Origin of the sequence: Liquorilactobacillus mali (genome assembly GCF_001437155.1) — a bacterium.
GTDB classification, from domain to species: domain Bacteria; phylum Bacillota; class Bacilli; order Lactobacillales; family Lactobacillaceae; genus Liquorilactobacillus; species Liquorilactobacillus mali_A.
Genome location: NZ_JQAR01000008.1, coordinates 1 through 23323 on the forward strand (window position 1 = coordinate 1; position 23323 = coordinate 23323).

Consider the following 23323-nt stretch of genomic DNA (forward strand, 5'->3'; position numbering starts at 1 on the left):
AAAAAAGTACCTCACAATCATTAGACTCTTTGTCTAACAATTATGAAGCACTTCAAATGTCAAATTTTAACCCGGCTCTTTTATTATTTATTCCGAATAATGGTGTTCCATAAGTCAAGATTTGTCGTCTAGCCTTGCAGTAGTACTTAGGCTTTACCGACTTATTCACACTCCATCCTGTTTTTTATTTATACAATAACCAATAGCTAAATTATTTGTAACTTAACCTGAATCTTGAATGTAATTTATGCTAATGCTCAAAAGTTAACCAATTTCTGATGTACTCATATATTTATAAACTATTAAATTTTATCCTGTCATAAATATGGTAAAATATTAATGAGAGAGTTACAGGAACGTTTTTAAAACGTCTGGGGTGATTATCCATATGGAAAGTAGTGAGAGAATGGAAAAAAAGATTTTGTTTCCAGGAGATACAATTGGAATCATAGGTGAAAGTTCCAATGGAATTATGCTTGCGGAAGCAGCAAAAAAGATGGGTTTTAAAGTTATTGCTTACAATAGTGATGAAGCCGCACCAACTATGCAGGAAGCCGACCTGGGAGTTGTTGGTTCATTACACAGTAAGAGTAAGTTGCAAGACTTTGCCGAGCGGTGTGATCTTGTGACCTACGAATCAGACAAGGTACCCTCAGATGCTGTCGAATTAGTTAAGCAGTATACGCAAGTTCCACAAGACAGTGAAGCACTGGAGATTACACAGGATCGCTTGTTGGAACGTGCATTTTTGGAACAAATGAATGTCAATATTGCACCTTACGCAACTATAGTGAGTTTGGATGACATCTATCAAGCAATTGGTTCCATCGGTTACCCATGTGTCTTAAAGCCGATTCAAAAGGGTTTTGGGAGAAAAAGACAGCAAGTTATCAATAAACAGTCGGATATTGCAAAATGCGCTGATATTATTGATCTAGGTACTTATGTTCTTGAGGCATGGATTCCATATGAAAAGGAACTTTCAGTAATAATTGGCAAGGAATTTGATGGAAAACTCGATTTTTTCCCAATAGTAGAGAACGTATATCGGGATCATCATTTGTTTCAGTCGATTACCAAGAGTCAGCTTGAGGATGACGTTCAGTCAGAGGTGCATAGAATTGCGACTGAAATAGCCACACAGCTTGAATATGTTGGCGTATTGGAAATTGCGTTTTTCTTGACCAACAGTGGATCACTTTACGTGAAGAGAGTTGTACCGGCGCTTCACAAGGCTGGTTTCGTTTTTGAGAAAGCAACCAACATTTCTATGTTTGAAGTACATCTGCGGGCTCTTGCACAGATGCCAATTCCACAAGTAAGGTTTGTCCAACCAACAGTGATGGTTGCAGTTAAAGATGAGGATCTTGAGCCATTGCGAACACAGTGGGTCTTAAAAGATAATTGGTTTTATCGCTTTTATCGCTATCCACAGACTAAGAGGATGGTTGATCCAGGATATTTATTGGTTCTTGCAGGAACAACGACAGAGGCTGTTCAACAGATTGAAGCAACGAACATTTGGAATGACAAAAGCGCTGAAGTTGATTCCCCAAAGGAAATAACGGATGAGGAGATTCAGTAGAATCAGGAGTAGAGCGCGTACTTTTGATTTGTTCCCTAATTTATTACGGTTTATTGCTTTTAGTCATGAATTAAACAAGATACTGCAGCGGAAAATAATTTTAATTTTCTTGCTGTGGTATTTTATTTTAAAAAAGAGAGTATGGAGATAAGATGGCAAAACTTGGCATTAATGCGAAAGTATGAATATAACAAGTGTTTTTGTTATCAGTAATTCCAGATTGGAAGACGAAATCTCTTAATTTATGGAACATGTTTAGCTGAAATAATATAGAAGAGTCAAGACAAAATATATTTGAATTTTTATTTTGCATGCGAGAACTATTCTGTTGACAGTGGTAAAGTCGGATTCTTTTATCTTTTTTTAAGAAGCATAATGTTTTTTTTGGTATAATAAAATATGATTGGATTCAAGAGAGGATTGAAAAAAGTGACGGTAGAAAGACTACTAAAAGGAATGAATGATAAGCAGCAAGAAGCGGTCTTATGTACTGAAGGCCCACTATTGATTATTGCAGGAGCTGGAAGTGGGAAGACACGTGTTTTGACACATCGTGTAGCTTATCTAATTGAGGAAAAACAAGTCAATCCTTGGAATGTACTGGCAATTACTTTTACAAATAAAGCTGCAGCAGAAATGCGCGAACGTATTGGAAATTTACTGGAAGAGGGTGCAAATGATGTGTGGGTTTCAACATTTCATGCACTCTGTGTAAGGATCTTACGGCGAGATATTGATAAAATTGGTTATAATCGAGCTTTTACGATCACCGGAACTAGTGAACAACGGACCCTTATCAAGCATATTTTAGCTGATTTGAATATTGATATTAAGAAGTTTGATCCACGGGCAATATTAAGCGAGATCTCGAATGCAAAGAATGATTTGAAGACACCCACAGATTATCGTATGAATATCCAAGGCCCCTTCGAACAAGTAGTGGCGGATGTTTATCCAGAGTACCAAAAACAATTAGAGAATAATCAAGCAGTTGATTTTGATGATCTAATTATGTTGACACACCGCTTGTTCAAAGAAGTGCCGGATGTACTCGAATTCTATCAACGAAAGTTCCAATACATTCATGTCGATGAATATCAGGATACTAATCAGGCTCAATACGAACTTGTAAGTTTATTGGCAAAAAAGAATCGTAATTTATGTGTCGTTGGTGATGCAGACCAGAGTATCTATGGTTGGCGTGGGGCCAATATGGAAAATATCATGAATTTTGAACAAGACTATCCAGACACGACAATAGTTAAGTTGGAACAAAATTACCGTTCAACTAAGATAATTCTGCAGGCTGCGAATTCAGTGATTAAGAATAATACGAATCGCAAGGCAAAAGAATTGTGGACACAAAATAACGAAGGAACAAAGATCAGGTATTATCGTGGACAAAATGCGAATGATGAAGCCTTCTATGTTGTACGCAATATCCAAAAGATGATGCGCGAGAATGGATGCCATTACAATGACTTTGCAATTTTGTATCGCACAAATGCACAGTCACGAACAATTGAAGAAACATTTATAAAGGCCAATATTCCTTACAAGATTGTTGGAGCACATAAATTTTATGATCGTAAAGAAATTCGTGATGTGCTGGCATATATGCAGCTTGTAACTAACCCACAGGATTCATTGAGTTTTGAAAGAATCGTTAATGAGCCAAAACGAGGTATTGGTAGTACGAGCATAGAACGCTTAAATGATTTTGCACAGAATATGGGAATGAGCCTTTTAGATGCAGCAAGTAATGCTGTTTTGGCGAATATTTCTGGCAAGGCAAGTAATGCATTAGCGAATTTTGCTGATTTGATTAATGGCCTGCATGAATTGCGTGATAAATTGAATGTTACGGAAATGACGGAAAAAATTCTAGACAAGAGCGGCTATAAGAAAGTCCTAGAAGATTCTAAGACACTAGAAAATCAAAGTCGCTTAGAGAACTTGGAAGAATTCTTATCGGTTACTAAGCAGTTTGATGATTCATGGGAACCTGAAGATGAAAATAGTGACCCATTTGTAGATTTCCTAGCAGATCTCGCACTGGTTTCTGATCAAGATAGTTTAGTTGAAGAAACAGATGAGGTTACTTTAATGACACTCCATGCTGCAAAAGGATTGGAATTCCCAATTGTTTTCATGATGGGAATGGAAGAGGGAATCTTCCCATTGTCTCGTTCCATGATGGATGAAAATGAACTTGAGGAAGAACGACGATTGGCATACGTTGGAATCACACGAGCAGAAAGAGAGCTATTTCTAACAAATGCATTTTCAAGAATGCTGTATGGGAGGCGTCAAAATAATCCAGCATCAAGGTTTATTGAAGAGATTGATCCTGAATTGCTGCAAGCTGAAAATCAGCAGGTTGCTAATACAAGCATAAGGCACAATGATTCTAGAAAAGACTATCCATTCGGGCAAGCTAGGACACATTACAAGATGCCAGCAGGAACAGTCGAAAAAAATAAGGGTACAGGTGCAGAGAAGGTAGGCTGGAGCGTTGGCGACAAGGTCTTACATAAAGCTTGGGGTGAAGGAACAGTCGTTAAACTTGCAGGAAGCGGAGAAGATATGGAATTGGATATTGCGTTTGCAGGAATGGGAATTAAGCGTCTACTGGCGTCCTTTGCACCAATTAAGAAAAAATAGTCTAATCACGAGGAGGTCAGAAGATGGTAGCTGATACAAGGAAACAGGCGCAGGAGCGGATCTCTGAATTAGTTAAACAATTGAATGACTGGGCATACCGCTATTATGTAGAAGATCAGCCAACTGTGGAAGACTATGTTTACGATAAGGCATATCGCGAACTTATTGAATTGGAGAAGTCATATCCAGAACTTATTCTAGAAGATTCTCCTACACAGCGAGTAGGTGGACAAGTTCTAAGCGGATTCGAAAAAAAGGAACATGAGATTCCGATGCTTTCTTTAGGGGACGTTTTCTCAAAGAATGAGTTGGAACAGTTTGATCAGCGTCTGAGTAGAATACTTGCCGAAAAGGTTAATTACAGTTGTGAGCTTAAAATCGATGGCTTAGCAATTTCACTTATTTATAAAGATGGAATTTTTGTACAAGGTTCAACTCGGGGCAATGGAATAATTGGCGAAGATATTACGGAGAATTTAAAGACTGTCAAGGCAATTCCATTAAGATTGGAAGAACCAATCACTCTAGAAGTTCGCGGCGAATGTTATATGCCAAAAAAAGCATTTGCAAAACTTAATAAAAAAAGAGAAGAGCAAGGATTGGCAGTTTTCGCAAATCCAAGGAATGCTGCAGCTGGAAGTCTAAGGCAGTTAGATACAAAAATCACGGCTTCAAGGCAGCTCAGCACCTTTATTTACTACCTGATGGATCCTGAAAAATTTGGTTTAGAAACTCAAACAGATGTGCTTAAACAATTACATGAATGGGGCTTTAAAGTCAATTTGGAGTCACGCCAGTCAAAAAGTATGGAAGAGATTTTTAAGTATATCGATGAATATCAAGCAAAAAGAGCAGAACTGCCATATGAGATCGATGGAATTGTATTAAAAGCAGATAATTTAGCGACACATGCAATTGTTGGAAATACAGTCAAGGTACCTCGCTGGGCTATCGCGTACAAATTTCCGCCAGATGAACAAGAAACAGTTGTACGGAGAATTGAATGGACGGTTGGAAGGACAGGAACTGTTACGCCGACTGCGGTAATGGATGCAGTACAACTTGCGGGAACAACTGTTTCAAGGGCTTCATTGCATAATCCAGATTATCTGAAGGAAAAGGATATCCGACTGTTAGATACAGTTAAGTTACACAAGGCTGGAGATATTATTCCTGAGGTCTCAGAAGTGGTACTGGCTAAACGTTCAGCAGATTCCAAAATTGTCGAAATTCCAACGAAGTGTCCAGTTTGTAATGCAGAATTGGTACATCTTGATGAGGAGGTTGCGTTACGTTGCATTAATCCAAAATGTCCGGCTCTAGTTAAAGAAAGTTTAGTACATTTTGCATCGCGGAACGCAATGGATATCACAGGATTAGGCCCTAAAGTTGTTGAGCAGCTGTTTGCAAAGCAATTAATTAACGATGTTGCAGATTTATATCACCTAACTTTTGAAGATTTGCTTAAATTAGATAATTTTAAGGATAAGTCTGCTAGCAATCTGTTGACAGCTATCGATAATAGTCGGCATAATTCTGTAGAGCGACTTCTTTTTGGATTAGGTATCCGACATGTTGGTGCAAAAGTTGCGAAGCTTCTGATGGCGCACTTTAAGTCCTTGACTGGGCTTGTCGCTGCGGGAACGGAAGAAATTGCACAATTAGATTCATTAGGACAGGTAATCGCAACAAGTATTGTTACTTATTTTGATAATGCAGAAGTTAAGAAATTGGTCACAGAGTTGGCAGATGCCGGTGTGAATTTGGAATATTTAGGGCCTGATATAGGTGCTAGTGTTAATGCAGATAATTATTTCAACGGAAAGAAAATTGTTTTGACAGGGACACTAGACCAATTGAAACGTGCTGAGGCAAAAGAGTGGCTGGAGGCAAATGGTGCCGATGTTGTCGGCAGTGTGTCGAAAAAAACTGACATTGTAATTGCTGGTCATGATGCTGGCAGCAAATTGACAAAGGCGGAGGAGCTCGGAATTGAAATAATGAGTGAGCAACAGTTTATTGAACAAATGGAGGTTGCAAAGTGAAAAAAATAGGAGTCATATTGGGCGCTGCATTAAGCATTATGCTACTTACAGGATGTGCAAAGTTAAGTTCGGCAACGTCTACTGTAAAGAATGCTGCTAAGGGTTCATCATCTTCATCTGGTTACCAAGTGACAGGGAAGGCTGCGGATAGTGAATACCAAGGTGTTATTGAAAATGGTAAGTATTTAACCAGCAAGGCACGTGGTGTGGGAATCTCGCAAAATTCTGATAACTTGTTGAATTTAAAGAGTTTTGAATCAGGATTGACACAGATATCCAAGACAAAGTATTCAACAAGTGATTATGTCTTTCGTGAAGGACAGTTATTGTCTTCAACAACAGTTAAAAATTGGCTTGGAAGAAAGTCAAAGAGTAATTCAACTGGCTTAAATCCAGTTGATAATGGACAAACTGATGCCGATAAGCGTAATCCAATTTATATCCAGCAAATTGAAGAACAGGATTACATGAAAGAAGTTGATGGAAAGCTGCAGCTTGCTGGAATTACTATTGGTATCGGGATGAATGCAAAAGACTATTATCAAAAGGAAGAGTATGGGGCGACTTATACTACAACTATTTCAAAGAAAAAAATGATTGCTGAGGGGCAGCAGGCGGCAGCAAAGGTCTTAGAACGACTGCGTAAAACAAGCGGAGTGTCAGAAAATACACCGATTATCATTGCAATGTTCCAACAAGCAACAAATGATAGTCTTGTTGGTGGCTCATTCTATCAGTATACCTACGTAAAAAGTGGTTCAACGATTAACAATTGGACGAGCCTCAATTATAAGAGTTATGTTTTCCCTGAAACTTCGGTGTCCTCAGTGCCTAACGATAATGATGAGACATCCTTTGAAAGCTTTAAGAAGCAAGTTCAGAATTTCTTCCCTAATCTTGCGGGGGTAACGGCCCAAGCGGAATATAAGAACAAGACGCTTCAAGGAATGAATGTTAATATTACGACTCAATTCTACAGCTTAACTGAAATTACGAGTTTCACGCAGTATTTGGCTCAAGCTGCAAAGACCTATTTACCTAGTGGAATTCCAATTGATATAACGGTCAAAGGAACAGATGGTACAGTTCAAAGTTTTCTTGCACGTAAAGCGGACGAAAGCAGCTTCTATACACATGTTTTTGGAAGCTATTAAAAAACGTGATTCTGATGCGCATATAGTTGTTTAGTTATGCTAAAATGATTACTGATGAAATAGGAAAAGAGGGAGTTTGGATGGCAATTAGTGCAAGCGAAGTAGAGCATGTTGCAGGTTTAGCAAAGTTGGCTTTTACAGACGAAGAATTGCAAAAGTTTACAGGACAGATGGATGAAATTATTGGAATGGTCCAACAACTCAGTGAAGTAGATACTGATGGAATTCCCGTAACTACACACGTAACCGACGCAACAGGCGTAATGCGTGAAGATGTTGCGGTTAGCGGTACACCGCGCGAAGAGCTGATGAGAAATGTTCCTCAGCACCAAGATGGATATATCAAGGTACCAGCAATTATTGATGAAAGCGAGGAAGCATAGTCCATGAATTACTTTAAGCATGATTTTGCGAGCTTGCATGAATTATTGGTCAATAAGGAATTAAGTGTGACTGATCTTACACAGCAGACTTTTGATAATATTGAAAAGCGTGACCAAAAAATTGGAGCATTCTTGAACTTGAACAAAGAAGCTGCATTAGAACAGGCAGCTCAGCTTGATCAAGAAGGAGTCGCTGCAGATAATCTTTTGTCAGGTATTCCTTTAGGTATCAAGGATAATATTGTAACGAAGAATTTGAAGACGACGGCCGCCAGCAAGATTCTTGAAAATTTCGATCCAATCTATGATGCAACTGTAGTAGAAAAGTTAAATGCTCTTCAAACGATTACGGTTGGTAAGACTAATATGGATGAATTTGCAATGGGTGGTTCGACAGAGAGTTCAGCATTCAAATTGACAAAGAATGCTTGGGATCAAACTAAAGTTCCTGGTGGCTCGTCTGGTGGTTCTGCAGCTGCCGTTGCTTCTGGTGAAGTGATTGCTGCACTTGGTTCAGATACAGGTGGTTCAATTCGCCAACCTGCAGCTTATAATGGAATTGTTGGAGTAAAGCCAACCTATGGTCGGGTCTCAAGATACGGATTGATTGCTTTTGCATCAAGTCTTGATCAGATTGGTCCACTGACTCGTACGGTTAGAGATAATGCAATTTTGTTAAACGCAATTAGTGGTTTAGATCCTCGTGATTCAACTAGTTCAAGTCATGCTATTCCAGACTTTACTGCTAAGTTGGATGGCAATATCAAGGGAATGAAGATTGCAGTCCCTAAAGAATACATGGGCGAAGGTGTTGCCTCTGAAGTTCGAGAGGGAATTAAAAATGCAATTGCAGTCTTTGAAAAATTAGGTGCTACTGTTGATGAAGTTAGTCTTCCTCATAGTAAGTATGGTGTACCTGTTTATTACATTATTGCCTCATCTGAAGCAAGTTCGAATCTGCAACGCTTTGATGGTATTCGTTATGGTCATCGTGCGGCTGATGTAAAGAACTTGGAAGATGTTTATGTGAAATCACGTTCGGAAGGTTTTGGGGATGAGGTTAAGCGTCGTATCATGCTTGGAACCTTCTCATTATCTGCTGGAACTTATGATGCTTTCTTTAAGAAGGCTGCGCAAGTTCGTACGTTGATTTGCAGAGATTTTGCCAATGTGTTTAATGATTATGATCTTGTTTTAGGACCAACTTCCCCAACTACAGCATTTGGAATCGGTGAAGATATTAATGATCCAGTTACGATGTATATGAACGATATTTTAACAATTCCTGTTAACTTAGCTGGCCTTCCAGGTATGTCACTTCCTGCAGGGTTTGCAAATGGCCTTCCAATTGGAATGCAGCTGATTGCTAATCGTTTTGATGAAGAGACAATGTATCGTGCAGGCTATGCATTTGAGCAGGCAACTGATTTTCATAAAGAAGTTCCAACGTTTGGGGGGCAAGACTAATGAATTTTGAAACAACGATAGGACTAGAAGTCCACATTGAGATGAAGACAAAATCGAAGGCTTTCTCACCTGCACCTGTTAAATATGGTGTAGAACAAAATACAAATACTAATGTTGTTGACTGGGGGTTCCCAGGGGTATTGCCTACTGTCAATAAGGGTGCACTGGAATATGGGATGCGTGCAGCCTTGGCCCTTAACTGTGAAATTACTAAAGATATTCATTTCGACCGTAAAAATTATTTTTATCCTGATAACCCCAAGGCATACCAAATTACACAGTCCGAAACGCCGATTGGTCGCAATGGTTGGCTTGAAATTGAAGTAGATGGTAAGAAAAAGAAAATTGGAATTGAAGAGATGCACGTTGAAGAAGATGCTGGTAAAAACACGCATAGTCCAGATGGCTATTCATATGTTGATTTGAACCGCCAAGGAACACCGTTGATTGAAATTGTTTCAAAACCAGACATTACTTCTGCCGATGAAGCATATGCTTACTTAGTACGTTTGCGTCAAATTATTCAATTTACGGGTATCTCCGATGTTAAGATGGAGGAAGGCTCAATGCGTGCTGATGTTAACGTGTCAGTACGCCCGATTGGTTCTGACAAGTTTGGGACTAAGACTGAGATGAAGAACTTGAACTCATTCGAGCATGTTAGAAAAGGTGCTCACTATGAGGCTAAGAGACAGCAAAGAGTTTTATTATCGGGAGGAAAAATTCAACAGGAGACTCGTCGTTTCGATGAACCAACTGGTGAGACAATCTTGATGCGTGTCAAAGAAGGGGCGAGCGACTATCGCTACTTCCCAGAACCAGATATTCCACCGATTCATATTTCAGATGATTGGATCGAAGAAGTCCGTGCATCAATTCCGGAAATGCCTGATAAGCGTCGTGAAAAGTATGTTTCGTCGTGGGGAATTCCTGAGTATGATGCAGGTGTTCTTACACAGACTAAGGAAATGTCTGATTTCTTTGAAGCCACAGTTGCAGAAGGTGCTGATGCAAAGCTTGCTGCAAACTGGCTAATGGGTGAAGTTAATGCTTATATGAATGCTAATAAACTGGAATTACTTGAAACCAAGTTAACACCAGAAAACTTGGCAGGTATGATTAAACTGATTGAGGATGGTACAATCTCATCCAAGATTGCCAAGAAGGTATTCCAAGAAATCATTTCAAATGGTAGTGAGCCAAAGGCTTGGGTTGAGGCCAAGGGCCTTGTGCAGCTATCAGATCCAGCTGTTTTGGAACCATTGATTGAGACAGTTTTGAATAATAACGAGAAATCAATCGAAGATTTCAAGAATGGTAAGGGTCGTGCGATCGGTTTCTTGGTTGGTCAAATCATGAAGGAAACTCATGGAAAGGCAAACCCCAAGATTGTTAACAAATTATTAATGGATAGCTTGAAAAAAAGATAATAAAACATAAAGTTACTAAAAGTTTTTTTGTGTAGATTTAAAGGAGAGGTAGCGATGAGGAAGCGTTGTCGGATTATTTACAATCCAACATCTGGGCGTGAGGCAATGCGCAATGATCTTGTTGAAATTCTCGATATTCTTGAGAATGCCGGATATGAGACGAGTGCGTATCGTACAACCGCTAAGCCAAATTCGGCACGTGATGAGGCAGAACGGGTAGCACGTGCTGGTTTCAACTTAATTGTTGCAGCCGGCGGGGATGGAACTATCAATGAAGTAGTTAATGGAATTGCTCCGTTGAAACACCGTCCAATGATGGGAATTATTCCTGCAGGAACAACAAATGATTATGCAAGGGCATTAAAGATTCCACGTGAAGATCCGATAGCTGCTGCAAAGGTGATTGCCAAAGGCGAAAATGTCAGCATGGATATTGGTCAAGCCGACAAAAAATATTTTGTAAATATTGCAGGCGGTGGATTGCTGACGGAATTGACATATGGTGTTCCATCACAATATAAGTCACTCTTTGGATATCTCGCTTACCTTGTTAAGGGTGCAGAAATCCTACCACGAATTAAGCCAATCAAGATGCATCTCGAATATGACGATGGTGTTTTCGATGGGAAGGCCTCGATGTTTTTCTTAGCATTGACCAATTCGATTGGAGGATTTGAACAAATTGTTCCTGATGCATCGCTTGATGATGGCAAATTCACGTTGATTGTAGTCAAGACAAGTAACCTTGTTGAGATTTTGCAGTTAATGACAATGGTTCTGAATGGTGGACGTCATATTAAAGATCCGCGGATTTTGTATGTCAAAACTTCCAAGGTGATTGCTAAACCGGTTGATGAAAAGATGATGATTAATATTGATGGTGAATATGGTGGAGATGCTCCGATGGTTTTCAAAAATTTGAAACAGCATATTCAAATGTTCGCCAATACGGACAAAATTCCAGAAACTGCGATCACATCTTCCAATGCAACTGAGAAAATCATTGCGGAGCATTTTGTGGCAGAAGTTGAGGATCTTTCGGAGAAGGATCTTGACGGTGATGGAGCAATTGGAGTACCAAGCAAAAAATAGTTAGTAACATGTTGATAAGTCGGACAGTCGTTTGGTTTAAATAAATCAAACGGCTGTTGTTTTGTGTGGATAAGGATTGCACTTATTAACAATTCAGTATAAAGTTAAGTTATGATTCATAAAAAGGAGAACTAAATGAGTAAACCACCGGTAACAAAAAATCAAAAATTAACGCTGACAATCAGTGATTTAACATATCAAGGAATGGGTGTGGGCAAAGTTGATCATTACCCATTGTTTATTGAGGATGCACTTCCCGATGAGGTTGTGGATATTACTGTTATAAAAGTAAGTAAGAATTATGGTTTTGCAAAAGTTATTAACAGACATAATGATAGTCCACTTAGAACAGAGGGAATTGATAAAACTTATACACAAACGGGGATTGCACCATTACAACATCTTAAATATGATGCACAGCTTAGCTTTAAACGTAATCAGGTTATGGAACTATTGAAGAAATCACATTTAGAAGAAGTTGAAGTTGCCCCAGTTTTGGGGATGGATGAACCGATCCACTATCGTAACAAGGCGCAAGTTCCTGTCAGAATGGTTAAAAATCGGCTTGAAACCGGCTTTTTTAAGAAAAATAGTCATAATTTTGTTCCAATGGAGGACTATCTCATTCAAGACGAACGGATTGATGAAGTAATCAAAGCTGTACGCGATATTTTGCGTAAGTTCATGATTAGTGCATATGATGAGAAGACACATAAGGGTGTAGTCCGGCATATTATTGTGCGCCGTGGACATTATTCACACGAAGTAATGGTAGTGTTAGTAACACGGGCGAAGAAAATTCCAGAATCAGATGTGGTTGTGGATGAAATTCTAAAGGCTTGTCCAGATGTGCGTACGGTTGTGCAAAACATTAATCAGGAAAAAACAAATGTGATTTTGGGAAAGACAGAAAAAATTCTTGCTGGAGATGGCCGCATCACTGACAGCCTTAATGGTATTAATTTTGAGATTTCCGCACATTCATTCTATCAAGTTAACTCCATTCAGACAGAGAAAATCTATCAAAAAGTTGTTGAGGCTTCAGAATTAACTGGCAAAGAGACTGTGATTGATGCATATTGTGGGATAGGTACGATTTCCTTGAATCTCGCTCAAAAGGCTGCAAAAGTTTATGGTGTTGAAATTGTCCCAGAAGCAATTGATGATGCTAAAAAGAATGCGACTGTGAATAATATTGATAATGCAACCTTCGAAGTTGGAACAGCGAGTGATTGGATGGCTAAATGGTCTGAAGATGGTATTAAACCTGATGTTGTGGTCTTTGATCCACCTCGTAAAGGTCTGGAGTCAGAAGTTATCAACAGTACAGCAAAGTTGTCCCCAGCAAAGATCGTTTATGTGAGTTGCAATCCAGCTACATTGGTGCGTGATATTCAGTTATTCACAGAAAAAGGTTATCAAGTGGCAAAACCAATTCAACCAGTTGATCAGTTTCCGATGACGACACATATTGAATCAATAACGGTTTTAACGCGGGCAGAAAACAATTAAAAAGTACTGATTCAGTTTTTTAGCATGCTTGTTAAATTATTGATGATGATAAATTTGAATAGAGAGTTGGTGCAAAAATTAGATTTTGCCCAGCTCTTTCTTTTTTTATTCAATATGAATGTTGTACTATTAGTCAAAGTACTCCATTTTATCTCGAATTACTTTTTGGTAAAGCTCCTGCTAGTTTTATGATTTCTCATTAGTGGTCAGTACTCAAATTTTATTGCTTTATGATACACTTGCTTTTTAATGTTAATTTTTAGTTATTAAAAGCATTGACTTATTTTATTAAATCAAGTAACATGAAATTGTTATTATAATTAGTTTTTAGTGAGGAAATTAAGATGAACATATTGAAATCTAAAATTCAATATATGTGTCTTTGTGGATTACGTCTTAGACGGTCCACTATTTTGGCGTGATTTTTTATAGCTAAAAAATGGAGCGGATGAGACGAAATCTTTTTTAAGATTTCGTTTTTTTTATATCTTTATATACATTAGGAGGAAGTTTGGATGTGGGAAATAATTAGTAAAGCTTTACCTCAAATTTTGGAGGCTGGTTTCAAATATACCGTTCCGTTAACGCTTATTTCTTTTTTCTTTGGAATAATATTAGCACTTTTTACAGCGTTAATAAGATTGACTAAAAAGAATGGCTTTTTCTTAATAATAAAATTATTTTTTAGGTTTTATGTTTGGCTTTTTCGATCCACCCCATTGTTAGTGCAATTATTTATAGTTTACTTTGGCTTACCTTACTTGAAAATAAAGGGAATAGCTCCAGATGGAATAAAATTAGACGCTTTCATCGCGGGAGTAATAACCTTCTCACTCAATACTGGGGCATATGCATCTGAAACAATTAGAGCTGCCATTAGTTCTGTTCCCAGAGGACAATGGGAAGCAGCTTTCTCAATTGGGATGACTAGAAAACAAACATTGAAAAGAATTATATTGCCACAAGCGTTGAGGGTCTCTGTACCACCGCTCGCAAATAGTTTTATTAGTTTAGTTAAGGATACGTCCTTAGCTGCCTCTATAACTATCGTTGAAATGTTTGAAGTAAGTCAGCAAATAGCTGCAGAAAATTATCAGCCACTGCTGATGTATTCCTTGGTAGCTGCTGTCTACGCTGTCTTTTGTACCATACTTTCGTGGGGACAAGGAAAGCTTGAGAGTAGACTCGGAGTAAAATCTAACATGAAAGGAAGTGATAATTGATGGAATTAGAGAGAGTCAGTAAATCGTATGGTAATCACCTTGTTCTGAAGAATATTAATTTAGATTTTCCAAGGGGGAAAGTTACCGTTTTAGTAGGGCCATCTGGTTCAGGAAAATCAACAATTTTACGTTCACTAAATTTATTAGAAACTCCAGAAAGTGGTAAATATTTATTTGATGATCTGATAATTGATTTTACAAAGGGTCCCAATAAAAAGGAATTAGCATATGTGCGACAGAAAACAGGAATGGTATTTCAAAGTTATAATCTTTTTCCACATTTTTCAGTTCTTGGTAATATAATCGAAGGACCCACACAGGTACTGAAACTCGATAAAAAAACTGCAATTGAAAATGCAAAAAAAATATTAAAGAAAATTGGGCTGGAATCCAAGATTAATAATTATCCCGAAGAGCTTTCAGGCGGGCAGGCACAGAGGGTTGCAATCGCAAGATCTTTAGCCATGAACCCAGAGTACATATTACTTGATGAACCCACTTCGGCACTGGATCCTGAACTAGAACTTGAGGTTTTACAAATCCTTTTGCAGCTTGCAAGGGATGGCCAGTCAATGGTTATTGTCACGCACAATATGTCATTTGCGCAACAAGTAGCTGACAAAATAGTATTCGTCGAAGATGGGGATATTATTTATGATGGCGAACCTGAACCTTTCTTCAAGAACAATAAGAATTTGAGAATTACGAAGTTCCTATCATCAATGGTATTGAAATAAAAACTAATTTAGGGAGATTTTTAATATGAAAAAGCGGAATTTTATTTTGAGAATAGAAGTATTGGTAGCAACGATTGCAATTGTTTTTGGGATCTTCACAGTCTTAACTCCAAAGGCTAATGCGTCTTCATATAAAGATGATCTAATAAATAAAGATCAACTAACAATTGGACTAGAAGGAACCTATAAACCTTATTCGTATCGTTCAAATGGAAAATTGACAGGCTTTGAAGTAGATTTGGGGAAGGCTCTTGCAAAACAAATGGGAGTAAAAGTAAAGTTCGTGCCAACGAAGTGGGATTCATTAATCGCAGGAGTTGGAGCTTCAAAGTACGATATAGTGTTAAATAACATTACCCAGACACCAGAAAGAAAAAAAGTATACATCTTTTCAAATCCTTATATTTACTCACGATACGCAGTGATTTCCTCGAAAAAGAATAAAATTAATAATTTAAAGGAAATTAAGAATAAAAAATTTGCAGAAGGAACTGGTACAAATAACGAAATTCTTGCGAAAAAGTATAAAGCAACAATTGTTTCTTCAGGTGACTTTGCAACAAGTTTATCATTAATCCGTCAGGGAAGAGTTCAAGGAACAATCAATGCTGCAGAAGCATATTATGCATATGCCAAAACTAATAAAGTAAGTGATTTACACTTCAAAGATTTGTCAAAGCAAGTTAAACCAGTTAAAATTTCAGCACTTTTAAATAAGAAAAATAAAAAATTACAAAAACGTATTAATAAAGCATTGAAGACGCTTAAAGACAATGGTACATTGAAGAAACTTTCAGAAAAATATTTTGGTTCTGATATTACTAAGAAGCCATAATTTGCACCAAGGACATGATCTAAAAAAGCAAGCATTCCCATTTTTATCTGGGTCAGCTTGCTTTTTTATGTGCCTTAATAATTTTTTCAAGGGGGAGTGATTGAATGACCGTCGCTAGGATAATCAACGTACCACCGATAACTGAAAATGTACTGAGATGAGTACCTAGCAAAGCAACGGTTAGAATCGTTGCAACTAGTGGCTCAAATGCACCCAACATTCCGGTAGTACTAGCAGGAATATAGCGGATGCTTGCTAGAAAGAATAAATAGGCAAAAAGCGTCCCCGCAATAATAATGTATACAATCAGTCCCCACTCAAATATTGTGAGATGAGGCCATGGTACAAGTACAAAAACAGGTAGAAGACAAAGTCCACAAAGTAACATTGAGACTCCTGTCAGTGGAATTGTCTGGTAGCGTTGCATCAACTGATTAGGAATTACAACTTCCATTGCAGTACAAAAGGCCGCTAATAGTCCCCAGATAAGTGCCTGCGTTGAGAGAGACAAATGGTCTAAATGTCCGCCGGTAACTAAAACAACAGTTCCAATGATTGCTATAAAAACAGAAATTATTTCTATCCGTTTTGGTAAAATCCGTTTTACAAGTAATGTATATAATATTATGAAAAGTGGTGAGAGAAACTGAATGACCGTGGCAGTAGAAGCATTACTATATTGAACTGCCATGAAATAAGTGAATTGCGAACCTCCAACCCCAATAATTGAAAAAGGAAGCAGCTCTGACCATGCACTTTTTTCAAGCAGCAGAGTCTTTATTTCACCGCAATGTAGATGATGGGCCCAGGCAGCAAGGAGTAATCCAGCACCTATCAGACGTATGGCAACTAACCAAGTGGATGTAATTGCAGTATGCTGATATAGGTACTGCACTGCAACACCAGATGTTCCCCAAAAAGATGCTCCAGAAATAGCTAGGATAATACCACGGCGTCTATTCATAAGAGTCTACTGTCTTTTTTATGGATTTTGCTGTAGACGGGTTAATAAAAGAAAGCGAGTGAATGTACATTTCTTTTCCTCCAAATGATTTATTGCTTAATATATTCTATAATAAAGTCAAATGAATTTGAATATAATTTTAATTAAGGTATGGTTTGAAGTGATTATAATTTGATTAGTAGAACTAACAAGTAGAAGAATGATATATTCGGTTTCTGGAACAGGTAAGATTAATAAGTAATTTGAAGGTTAGGTTGAGACAATTAGGTGGCTTTGCCTCTAAAGTGTGAGGTCCACAACCAGAGGCCTGTCGGATTAGTTAGAAAATTTAGCTATCTTTTCACTGAAGAGTAAAATGATGAGATTAATGAGTATTTGGGCGGAAAAGTAAACAAAGAGGGTGATTGAAGTCAATACTAACTTTATTCAACGAATTACGATAGATTGGAACAAAATCGCTGAGGATAGTTATACTAGGAAGATAGATTCATTAAAAGGATCAACACAACTAGATTTTGATCATGCGGTGACGTTCTTTGTTGGTGATAATGGAAGTGGGAAATCAACTCTGTTAGAAGCTATTGCAATCAAGTATGGTTTCAATCCTGAGGGTGGAAGCCGTAACTATCAGTTCTCGACATACCATACATACTCGGAACTACTTGATGGAATACGCTTGGCACGCGGGGCCATACACGCAGATTGGGGATATTTCTTACGTGCAGAGAGCTTTTATAATGTTGCTACAAAGGAAATGGAATACGCTGATTTAAAGCATCCATCTGAAAAGTATCATGAAAAGTCACATGGCGAAAGTTTCTTAGCACTTGCGCAAAAGCAGTTTAGGCCAAACGGGCTATATCTTTTAGATGAGCCTGAATCAGCACTATCACCTCAACGGCAGCTCACGCTTTTGGCTGAGATTAGGGATTGTGTCAAGGCCGGTTCACAGTTTATCATCATCTCGCATTCACCGATTCTTTTAGGATATCCTAGGGCTAAAATTTTGGTATTTGATGATGGAAAGGTCCACAGTTGTACGTATGAGGAGACAGAAAGTTATCAGATAACCGAGATGTTTATTAATAATAGAAATCAAATTTTGCGGAATTTGTTTGAATAAGTTATTTTAGGAGGAAAATTATGAAAAAAGAACAAAATGTAAAGGAAATGTTAGATCAATTGAGTGCTGCCTACGCTGACGAACAAGTTAAGAGACAAGCAGAAGCTGGGGAAATTATTTTGGCTATGGCTGAGGAACTTGAGAAAACTGAAAACTGTGATATGGTCGCTAGTAAGCTCTCCAAAAAAATAGTTTTGTATTACTGGCGACATCAAAAGGATTTTCCAGCGGCGTTGATTACATTGCACAATCAAATAAAACAGCGTGCTATCAAGTATGATGCAACAGCAGTTACTGCACTGATGATGCCAAACTGGTTTTAAATTATTATAAAATGGAAACATTAAAGGGAGAATAAAAATGAATTTAAAGTCTATGAAAACTACTGTTGGAATTTGGCTATGCCTGATAGGGATATTTGTAATAATTCATTTTACATATTTGCTTGCAGGATTTAAATCAGATAATCGTGTTATTGTGGATGACGTCCTGCTGTCCCTGCTGGTTCTTTTTTTAAATAAGAAATATTTTCACCTCAAACTGCATCATCAGTTGAATATTTCACTCGGTGAATTGCTGCAAATTAATAGTTTGCCAATAATCTTCTACTTTGTCTACCTTACAGCTTGGGTCGTAAAGTTGCCCAATGCCGGTTTATATCGAATTGTTGATGCAATACTGTTGGCATTATCAGCTGCTGTATTTGAAGAGCTCTTTTTCCGAGGAATACTGCTCAATAATATGCTGCGGCACAGTCGGCGCAATTATAGCAGTTATCTGTCTGCAATTTTAGTCAGCAGTATCTTATTTGGTGTGACACACATGATTAATCTCTTCGGACAATCATTCTCTGCAACATTGTTACAAGCTGTTAATGCATTTGCAATCGGAATAATGCTCGCAGCGATTTATCTAAGAACAGGGAGTTTGAAGTGGACTATTCTGTATCACTTTATGTTAGATTTTACAGGAATACTTGTTAATCGTAGTGTTGTTATCGCAACACCAACATCGCAAAAATGGTTGGGAATCCTATTTGTAGATTTGTTGTATATCTCTGCAGGAATGATCTTAGTCAGAAAGAAGCAACAAAATAAGCTGGAATTTTAAAATGAATAGATAGGTCGAATAAAAATGCATCTTGTCGTTTAAGCTGGGGAACACAACTTAAACGAGAGGATGTTTTTTTACGATAAATTTTAAGAATAAATTATTTTAAAATAATACAAAAGAATTACCAAATAAATGCAGAACCGTTACACATTGAATACTTATTCATAACATTGAATTTGTATACTATTCAACGTGCTTAAGATATGAGAGCATAAAAAAGTTTTGGAGGGTATTTTCGATGAGAAAGCGAAATAAATATTTGGTAACTCTAGCAGCACTTTTTATAATGGGGACATTAAGTGCATGTTCAAATAGTAGCAGTGCAAGTGCTACTTCGAATGATTGGAATACGATTGTTAAGCAAGCAAAAAAAGAAGGCAAAGTGGTTTCTGTAGGTATGCCAGATACTTGGGCAAACTGGGTAGGAACATGGAATGATATTAAGTCAAAATTTGGAATTTCACATACTGATACGGATATGTCTAGTGCACAAGAATTACAAAAGTTTAAGTCAGCTGGGAAATCTTCTAGTGCGCCAGATATAGGTGATATCGGTCTGAATGTTGCGCCAACTGCGAAAAAGGAGAATTTGTTGGCCGCATATAAAACAAAGTACTGGAAAGATATTCCATCATGGGCAAAGGATAAAGATGGGTACTATTCAGCCGGATATACTGGCTCGATTGTTTTTATTACGGATACAAAAAATGTTAGTTCTTCAGACGCACCAACTTCCTGGAAACAATTGGCTTCAGGGAAGTACAAAGTTGCCATTGGGGATGTATCTACTGCAGCACAAGCACAGTATTCTGTTTTAGCTGCTGCATTTGCAAATGGTGGTAGTGAAAAGAATATTAATCCAGGTCTTAATTACTTTGCCAAACTTCAAAAGGAAAATCGCTTATCAACAGTTGATACAACGATTGAAAACTTGCAAAAAGGCGAGATTCAAGTTGCTGTAATGTGGGACTTTAATGCTTTGAATTATGCACATCAGATTGATTCCAAGCGTTATAAGATCACAGTTCCTACGGATGGTACGGTTGAAAGTGGGTATGCCGAAGTTATTAATAAAAACGCAGCTCATCCTTATGCCGCAAAATTGGCAAGATCATATATTTTATCAGATGCAGGACAAATTAATTTAGCTAAGGGATACGCAAGACCAATCCGTAAAGACGTAAAATTACCAGCAGCTGTAAAGGCAAAGTTGATACCTGAGAGTGAATATAAGAAAGAGTATCATGTAAAAGATAACAATGTTTGGAACAAGGAAACACTGAAATTAGGTCAAGAATGGAAGAATAAAGTAACAGGAGCAAACTAAACTATGGCTACACGATTAAAAATATTTTTACCGTTTGGATTACTGATATTATCAGTCTTAATAGTACCTGTAAGTGTAATGTTGATTTCAAGCTTGCAGAATATGGATGGGGGCTTTAGCTTTTCTAATTATCACCAGATTTTCTTCTCACGCTATTATCGTGGGGCAATTTATAACAGTATCAGTATTTCATTGATAACGTCACTAATATCATTAGTGATATCTATAATTGGGGCTTGGGCATTAACTAAGTTATCCTTAAGCACAAAAAATATTTTAATTACAGTGTTTAATATGTCATCAAGCTTTGCAGGTGTACCATTGGCATTTTCCCTGATAATTTTATTTGGTAACGCGGGTGTTTTTAAGGCAATTACAAGTACTCTGCATGTACATGATGCCTTGAATATCTATTCTGTTACAGGCATGACATTTGCCTATACTTTTTTTGAAATTCCTTTGGGAATCATGTTTTTCTTTCCGGTTCTAGACAGTTTGAATAGGGAATGGTTTGAAGTGTCTGATGTTTTAGGGGCTTCTAAAATGTTTTTTATTAGTAAAGTAATTTTCCCAATCATACTTCCCAACATTGTAGAAATCTTTGTTTTGCTTTTTGCAAATGCAATGGGGACTTATGAGACTGTCTATGCTTTGATGGGCAACAATTTGGTTTCAATCCCGACAGTTATTGGATCATTGATTAATGGTGAGTTGGTAGCTAATGTACCTCTAGCTTGTGCCTTTGCAACGCTTTTTACAGTTATTATGACAATAATAGTATGGCTTGGCAATAGAGTTACAAATATCAAAGGGAGGAGAATAAGCTGAAAATGGAAAAACATGCCGACAAAGTTATCGCAAAGATTGTAATTACACTGATTTCAGTATATTTAGTGGCACCGATTATAGCGACAATTATGTACTCTTTTGCTAAGTCGTGGGTAAATACTATTCTTCCGGATGGCTGGACGCTTGAATGGTATCTGCAGCTTGTCACAAACTCAGATTTTCTATCTGCTTTGGTAAGATCGATAATCCTTGGAATTGTAACTACTATAATTGCAATGTGCTGTTTTTTACCTGTCGTATTCTATGCCAACGTATACGATGAGAGTATTAAGGCAAGACTAAGATTTATTACAGTTCTACCGTTTACTATTCCAGGAATTGTCCTAGTTACTGGATTGGTAAGAGTCTATGCTAATCTGCCAATTCCACAAATGTTGGTACTTTTACTGGCAATTTCACTGTTGAGCTTACCTGTCACATATCAAGCACTCGATAATGCTTTTATCGCCCACGATTTTCGTGCTATGTTTGAGCAGGCATTGATTTTGGGGGATTCCCCATTAAAAGCATTCGTGAAAGTTGTGATACCTAATATTCGTGTTGGAATGTTTATTGCAATGCTATTAACATTCACAAGTGCATTTGGTGAATATGTGCTAACTAATATAATTTTAGGTGGAAACTATGAAACACTCAAAATTTATATGTATCGTTTAATGCAGAGTAATGGGCAAGCAAGCAGTGTTTTGACAACAGTTTACTTCTTCTTTCTAGCAATAATTTCAATAATTATGATTGCTATCATGAAACGACAAGGTAATAAAAAAGTAGAAGAAGTGGGGGATACAAAAAAATTATGAGTTCTATTTTCTTAGAAGTGAAGGACCTTTCCATTAATTTATCTGGTAATCAGGTAATTAAAGATATGAATTTTAAAATTCAAAAAAATACACTGACAACATTTCTCGGACCAAGTGGTAGCGGAAAGACAACGGTACTCAGGGCGATTGCGGGTCTAAACCAAAAAATATCGGGAAAGATTCTGCTCGATGGTAAGGAGATCCAGAATTTAGCGGCCAATCAGAGAAACATCGGAATGATTTTTCAATCATATGCGTTATTTCCTAATCTGTCAGTTTTTGAAAATGTTGCCTATGGACTAAGGGTCAGAAAAGAATCGAATGCAGTAATTAAAGAAAAGGTTGGTGCAATACTTAAAACTGTTAATTTGCAAGATAAAGAGCAAAGTTATCCTGAGAATCTCTCTGGCGGACAAAAGCAACGTGTTGCGATTGCTAGGGCGATGGTTTTAGAGCCGAAGATCTTATTATTAGATGAACCTCTAAGTGCCTTAGACGCAAAGATTAGAATTGAATTGCGCAATCAAATCAGAGAATATCAACAAAGATTAGGAATCACGATGTTGTTTGTTACGCACGATCAGGCTGAGGCAATGGCAATTTCTGATGAAATTATTGTAATGGACAATGGAAAAGTTCAACAACAAGGTTCGCCACTAGAAATTTATAAGCATCCGCAAAATATATTTATGGCTAAGTTCATTGGTAACCATAACATCCTTGAAGCTGGACAATTGCGCAGTCTAGGAGTTGAAGTTGCAGAAAATGATAAGAGCAGTTTCATTATTAGACCCGAGCTTTTCCAAACGAACATAACTGGTGACAGTGATGATTACATAGTTGTCTCTGGAAATATTAAGAATATATCCATACTAGGTGATCGCATTGAATACAGGCTTACTTCAGATAATGGACTGGAACTAAAGGCAGAATTCCTAAATCAGCAACAAACTTTTACGGTAGGAAAAGCAGTGAAATTTTATGTCAGAAAAGGCGATATTGAAAAGGTAGGGTTTTAGG

The 23323-nt window shown here is 37.6% G+C and carries 20 protein-coding genes; 19 read left to right on the plus strand and 1 reads right to left on the minus strand.

The window, feature by feature from the left end; genetic code table 11:
• The first annotated feature begins 406 nt into the window (after positions 1–406).
• From IV36_RS05125 to IV36_RS05180, 12 genes are all read left to right on the plus strand, one after another.
• Positions 407–1585, plus strand: coding sequence for a 5-(carboxyamino)imidazole ribonucleotide synthase (locus IV36_RS05125; RefSeq protein WP_056991170.1), 1179 nt, complete (start codon positions 407–409; stop codon positions 1583–1585).
• Positions 1586–2014: 429 nt separating this feature from the next.
• Positions 2015–4249 (plus strand): DNA helicase PcrA, encoded by a 2235-nt coding sequence (gene pcrA / locus IV36_RS05130; protein ID WP_056991113.1) that lies wholly within the window; start codon positions 2015–2017, stop codon positions 4247–4249.
• 23 nt (positions 4250–4272) lie between these two features.
• The gene (gene ligA / locus IV36_RS05135) at positions 4273–6294 is read left to right on the plus strand and encodes an NAD-dependent DNA ligase LigA (protein ID WP_056991114.1); all 2022 of its coding nucleotides are present in this window, start codon (positions 4273–4275) and stop codon (positions 6292–6294) included.
• Entirely contained in the window at positions 6291–7448 is a 1158-nt protein-coding gene (locus tag IV36_RS05140; protein WP_056991115.1) for a CamS family sex pheromone protein, read from the plus strand. The genes ligA and IV36_RS05140 overlap by 4 nt, the downstream gene beginning before the upstream one ends.
• Positions 7449–7528: 80 nt before the next feature.
• Complete coding sequence (gatC, locus tag IV36_RS05145; RefSeq protein WP_056991116.1) at positions 7529–7831, plus strand: Asp-tRNA(Asn)/Glu-tRNA(Gln) amidotransferase subunit GatC; 303 nt, start codon at positions 7529–7531, stop codon at positions 7829–7831.
• Positions 7832–7834: 3 nt separating this feature from the next.
• Positions 7835–9298: an Asp-tRNA(Asn)/Glu-tRNA(Gln) amidotransferase subunit GatA gene (gene gatA, locus IV36_RS05150; RefSeq protein ID WP_056991117.1), complete on the plus strand. Its 1464-nt coding sequence runs from the start codon at positions 7835–7837 to the stop codon at positions 9296–9298.
• Positions 9298–10728 (plus strand): Asp-tRNA(Asn)/Glu-tRNA(Gln) amidotransferase subunit GatB, encoded by a 1431-nt coding sequence (gene gatB / locus IV36_RS05155; RefSeq protein ID WP_056991118.1) that lies wholly within the window; start codon positions 9298–9300, stop codon positions 10726–10728. Before gatA ends, gatB begins: the two co-directional genes overlap by 1 nt.
• Positions 10729–10782: 54 nt before the next feature.
• Entirely contained in the window at positions 10783–11820 is a 1038-nt protein-coding gene (locus IV36_RS05160; RefSeq protein ID WP_056991119.1) for a diacylglycerol kinase, read from the plus strand.
• Positions 11821–11955: 135 nt separating this feature from the next.
• Positions 11956–13332, plus strand: coding sequence for a 23S rRNA (uracil(1939)-C(5))-methyltransferase RlmD (gene rlmD / locus IV36_RS05165; RefSeq protein WP_056991120.1), 1377 nt, complete (start codon positions 11956–11958; stop codon positions 13330–13332).
• Between the two features lie 515 nt (positions 13333–13847).
• Positions 13848–14555, plus strand: a complete 708-nt coding sequence (locus tag IV36_RS05170; RefSeq protein WP_056991121.1) for an amino acid ABC transporter permease — start codon at positions 13848–13850, stop codon at positions 14553–14555.
• A complete protein-coding gene (locus IV36_RS05175; RefSeq protein ID WP_056991122.1) occupies positions 14555–15292 on the plus strand; it encodes an amino acid ABC transporter ATP-binding protein in 738 nt (245 codons plus the stop codon). The genes IV36_RS05170 and IV36_RS05175 overlap by 1 nt, the downstream gene beginning before the upstream one ends.
• Positions 15293–15317: 25 nt before the next feature.
• Positions 15318–16127 (plus strand): transporter substrate-binding domain-containing protein, encoded by an 810-nt coding sequence (locus IV36_RS05180; RefSeq protein ID WP_056991123.1) that lies wholly within the window; start codon positions 15318–15320, stop codon positions 16125–16127.
• A gap of 52 nt (positions 16128–16179) precedes the next feature.
• Here IV36_RS05180 and IV36_RS05185 read toward each other — a convergent pair whose 3' ends face one another.
• Positions 16180–17091: a DMT family transporter gene (locus tag IV36_RS05185; protein WP_056991124.1), complete on the minus strand. Its 912-nt coding sequence runs from the start codon at positions 17089–17091 to the stop codon at positions 16180–16182.
• 400 nt (positions 17092–17491) lie between these two features.
• Between IV36_RS05185 and IV36_RS05190 the strand changes: the two genes are divergently transcribed.
• The 7 genes from IV36_RS05190 (at position 17492) to IV36_RS05220 (ending at position 23322) form a co-directional block, all read left to right on the plus strand.
• Entirely contained in the window at positions 17492–18214 is a 723-nt protein-coding gene (locus tag IV36_RS05190) for an AAA family ATPase (RefSeq protein WP_056991125.1), read from the plus strand.
• Positions 18215–18234: 20 nt separating this feature from the next.
• A complete protein-coding gene (locus IV36_RS05195; protein ID WP_056991126.1) occupies positions 18235–18537 on the plus strand; it encodes a bacteriocin immunity family protein in 303 nt (100 codons plus the stop codon).
• A gap of 37 nt (positions 18538–18574) precedes the next feature.
• Complete coding sequence (locus IV36_RS05200; RefSeq protein ID WP_056991127.1) at positions 18575–19324, plus strand: CPBP family intramembrane glutamic endopeptidase; 750 nt, start codon at positions 18575–18577, stop codon at positions 19322–19324.
• Between the two features lie 241 nt (positions 19325–19565).
• Positions 19566–20654 carry an ABC transporter substrate-binding protein gene (locus tag IV36_RS05205; protein WP_056991128.1) on the plus strand — a complete coding sequence of 363 codons (1089 nt, stop codon included), beginning with the start codon at positions 19566–19568 and terminating at the stop codon, positions 20652–20654.
• Positions 20655–20657: 3 nt separating this feature from the next.
• On the plus strand, positions 20658–21482 hold the full coding sequence (locus IV36_RS05210; RefSeq protein WP_056991129.1) for an ABC transporter permease: 825 nt from the start codon (positions 20658–20660) through the stop codon (positions 21480–21482).
• Positions 21483–21484: 2 nt separating this feature from the next.
• Positions 21485–22303 carry an ABC transporter permease gene (locus IV36_RS05215; protein ID WP_056991130.1) on the plus strand — a complete coding sequence of 273 codons (819 nt, stop codon included), beginning with the start codon at positions 21485–21487 and terminating at the stop codon, positions 22301–22303.
• Complete coding sequence (locus tag IV36_RS05220) at positions 22300–23322, plus strand: ABC transporter ATP-binding protein (RefSeq protein ID WP_056991131.1); 1023 nt, start codon at positions 22300–22302, stop codon at positions 23320–23322. Before IV36_RS05215 ends, IV36_RS05220 begins: the two co-directional genes overlap by 4 nt.
• Position 23323 lies beyond the last annotated feature (1 nt).

Coding starts and splice junctions, on each gene's coding strand:
- IV36_RS05160 (WP_056991119.1), top strand. CDS start 10,783: ATGAGGAAGCGTTGTCGGATTATTTACAATCCAACATCTGGGCGTGAG.
- IV36_RS05170 (WP_056991121.1), top strand. CDS start 13,848: ATGTGGGAAATAATTAGTAAAGCTTTACCTCAAATTTTGGAGGCTGGT.
- ligA (WP_056991114.1), top strand. CDS start 4,273: ATGGTAGCTGATACAAGGAAACAGGCGCAGGAGCGGATCTCTGAATTA.
- IV36_RS05175 (WP_056991122.1), top strand. CDS start 14,555: ATGGAATTAGAGAGAGTCAGTAAATCGTATGGTAATCACCTTGTTCTG.
- gatB (WP_056991118.1), top strand. CDS start 9,298: ATGAATTTTGAAACAACGATAGGACTAGAAGTCCACATTGAGATGAAG.
- IV36_RS05205 (WP_056991128.1), top strand. CDS start 19,566: ATGAGAAAGCGAAATAAATATTTGGTAACTCTAGCAGCACTTTTTATA.
- IV36_RS05200 (WP_056991127.1), top strand. CDS start 18,575: ATGAATTTAAAGTCTATGAAAACTACTGTTGGAATTTGGCTATGCCTG.
- IV36_RS05185 (WP_056991124.1), bottom strand. CDS start 17,091: ATGAATAGACGCCGTGGTATTATCCTAGCTATTTCTGGAGCATCTTTT.
- gatC (WP_056991116.1), top strand. CDS start 7,529: ATGGCAATTAGTGCAAGCGAAGTAGAGCATGTTGCAGGTTTAGCAAAG.
- IV36_RS05215 (WP_056991130.1), top strand. CDS start 21,485: ATGGAAAAACATGCCGACAAAGTTATCGCAAAGATTGTAATTACACTG.
- IV36_RS05220 (WP_056991131.1), top strand. CDS start 22,300: ATGAGTTCTATTTTCTTAGAAGTGAAGGACCTTTCCATTAATTTATCT.
- IV36_RS05180 (WP_056991123.1), top strand. CDS start 15,318: ATGAAAAAGCGGAATTTTATTTTGAGAATAGAAGTATTGGTAGCAACG.
- gatA (WP_056991117.1), top strand. CDS start 7,835: ATGAATTACTTTAAGCATGATTTTGCGAGCTTGCATGAATTATTGGTC.
- IV36_RS05125 (WP_056991170.1), top strand. CDS start 407: ATGGAAAAAAAGATTTTGTTTCCAGGAGATACAATTGGAATCATAGGT.
- rlmD (WP_056991120.1), top strand. CDS start 11,956: ATGAGTAAACCACCGGTAACAAAAAATCAAAAATTAACGCTGACAATC.
- IV36_RS05210 (WP_056991129.1), top strand. CDS start 20,658: ATGGCTACACGATTAAAAATATTTTTACCGTTTGGATTACTGATATTA.
- IV36_RS05195 (WP_056991126.1), top strand. CDS start 18,235: ATGAAAAAAGAACAAAATGTAAAGGAAATGTTAGATCAATTGAGTGCT.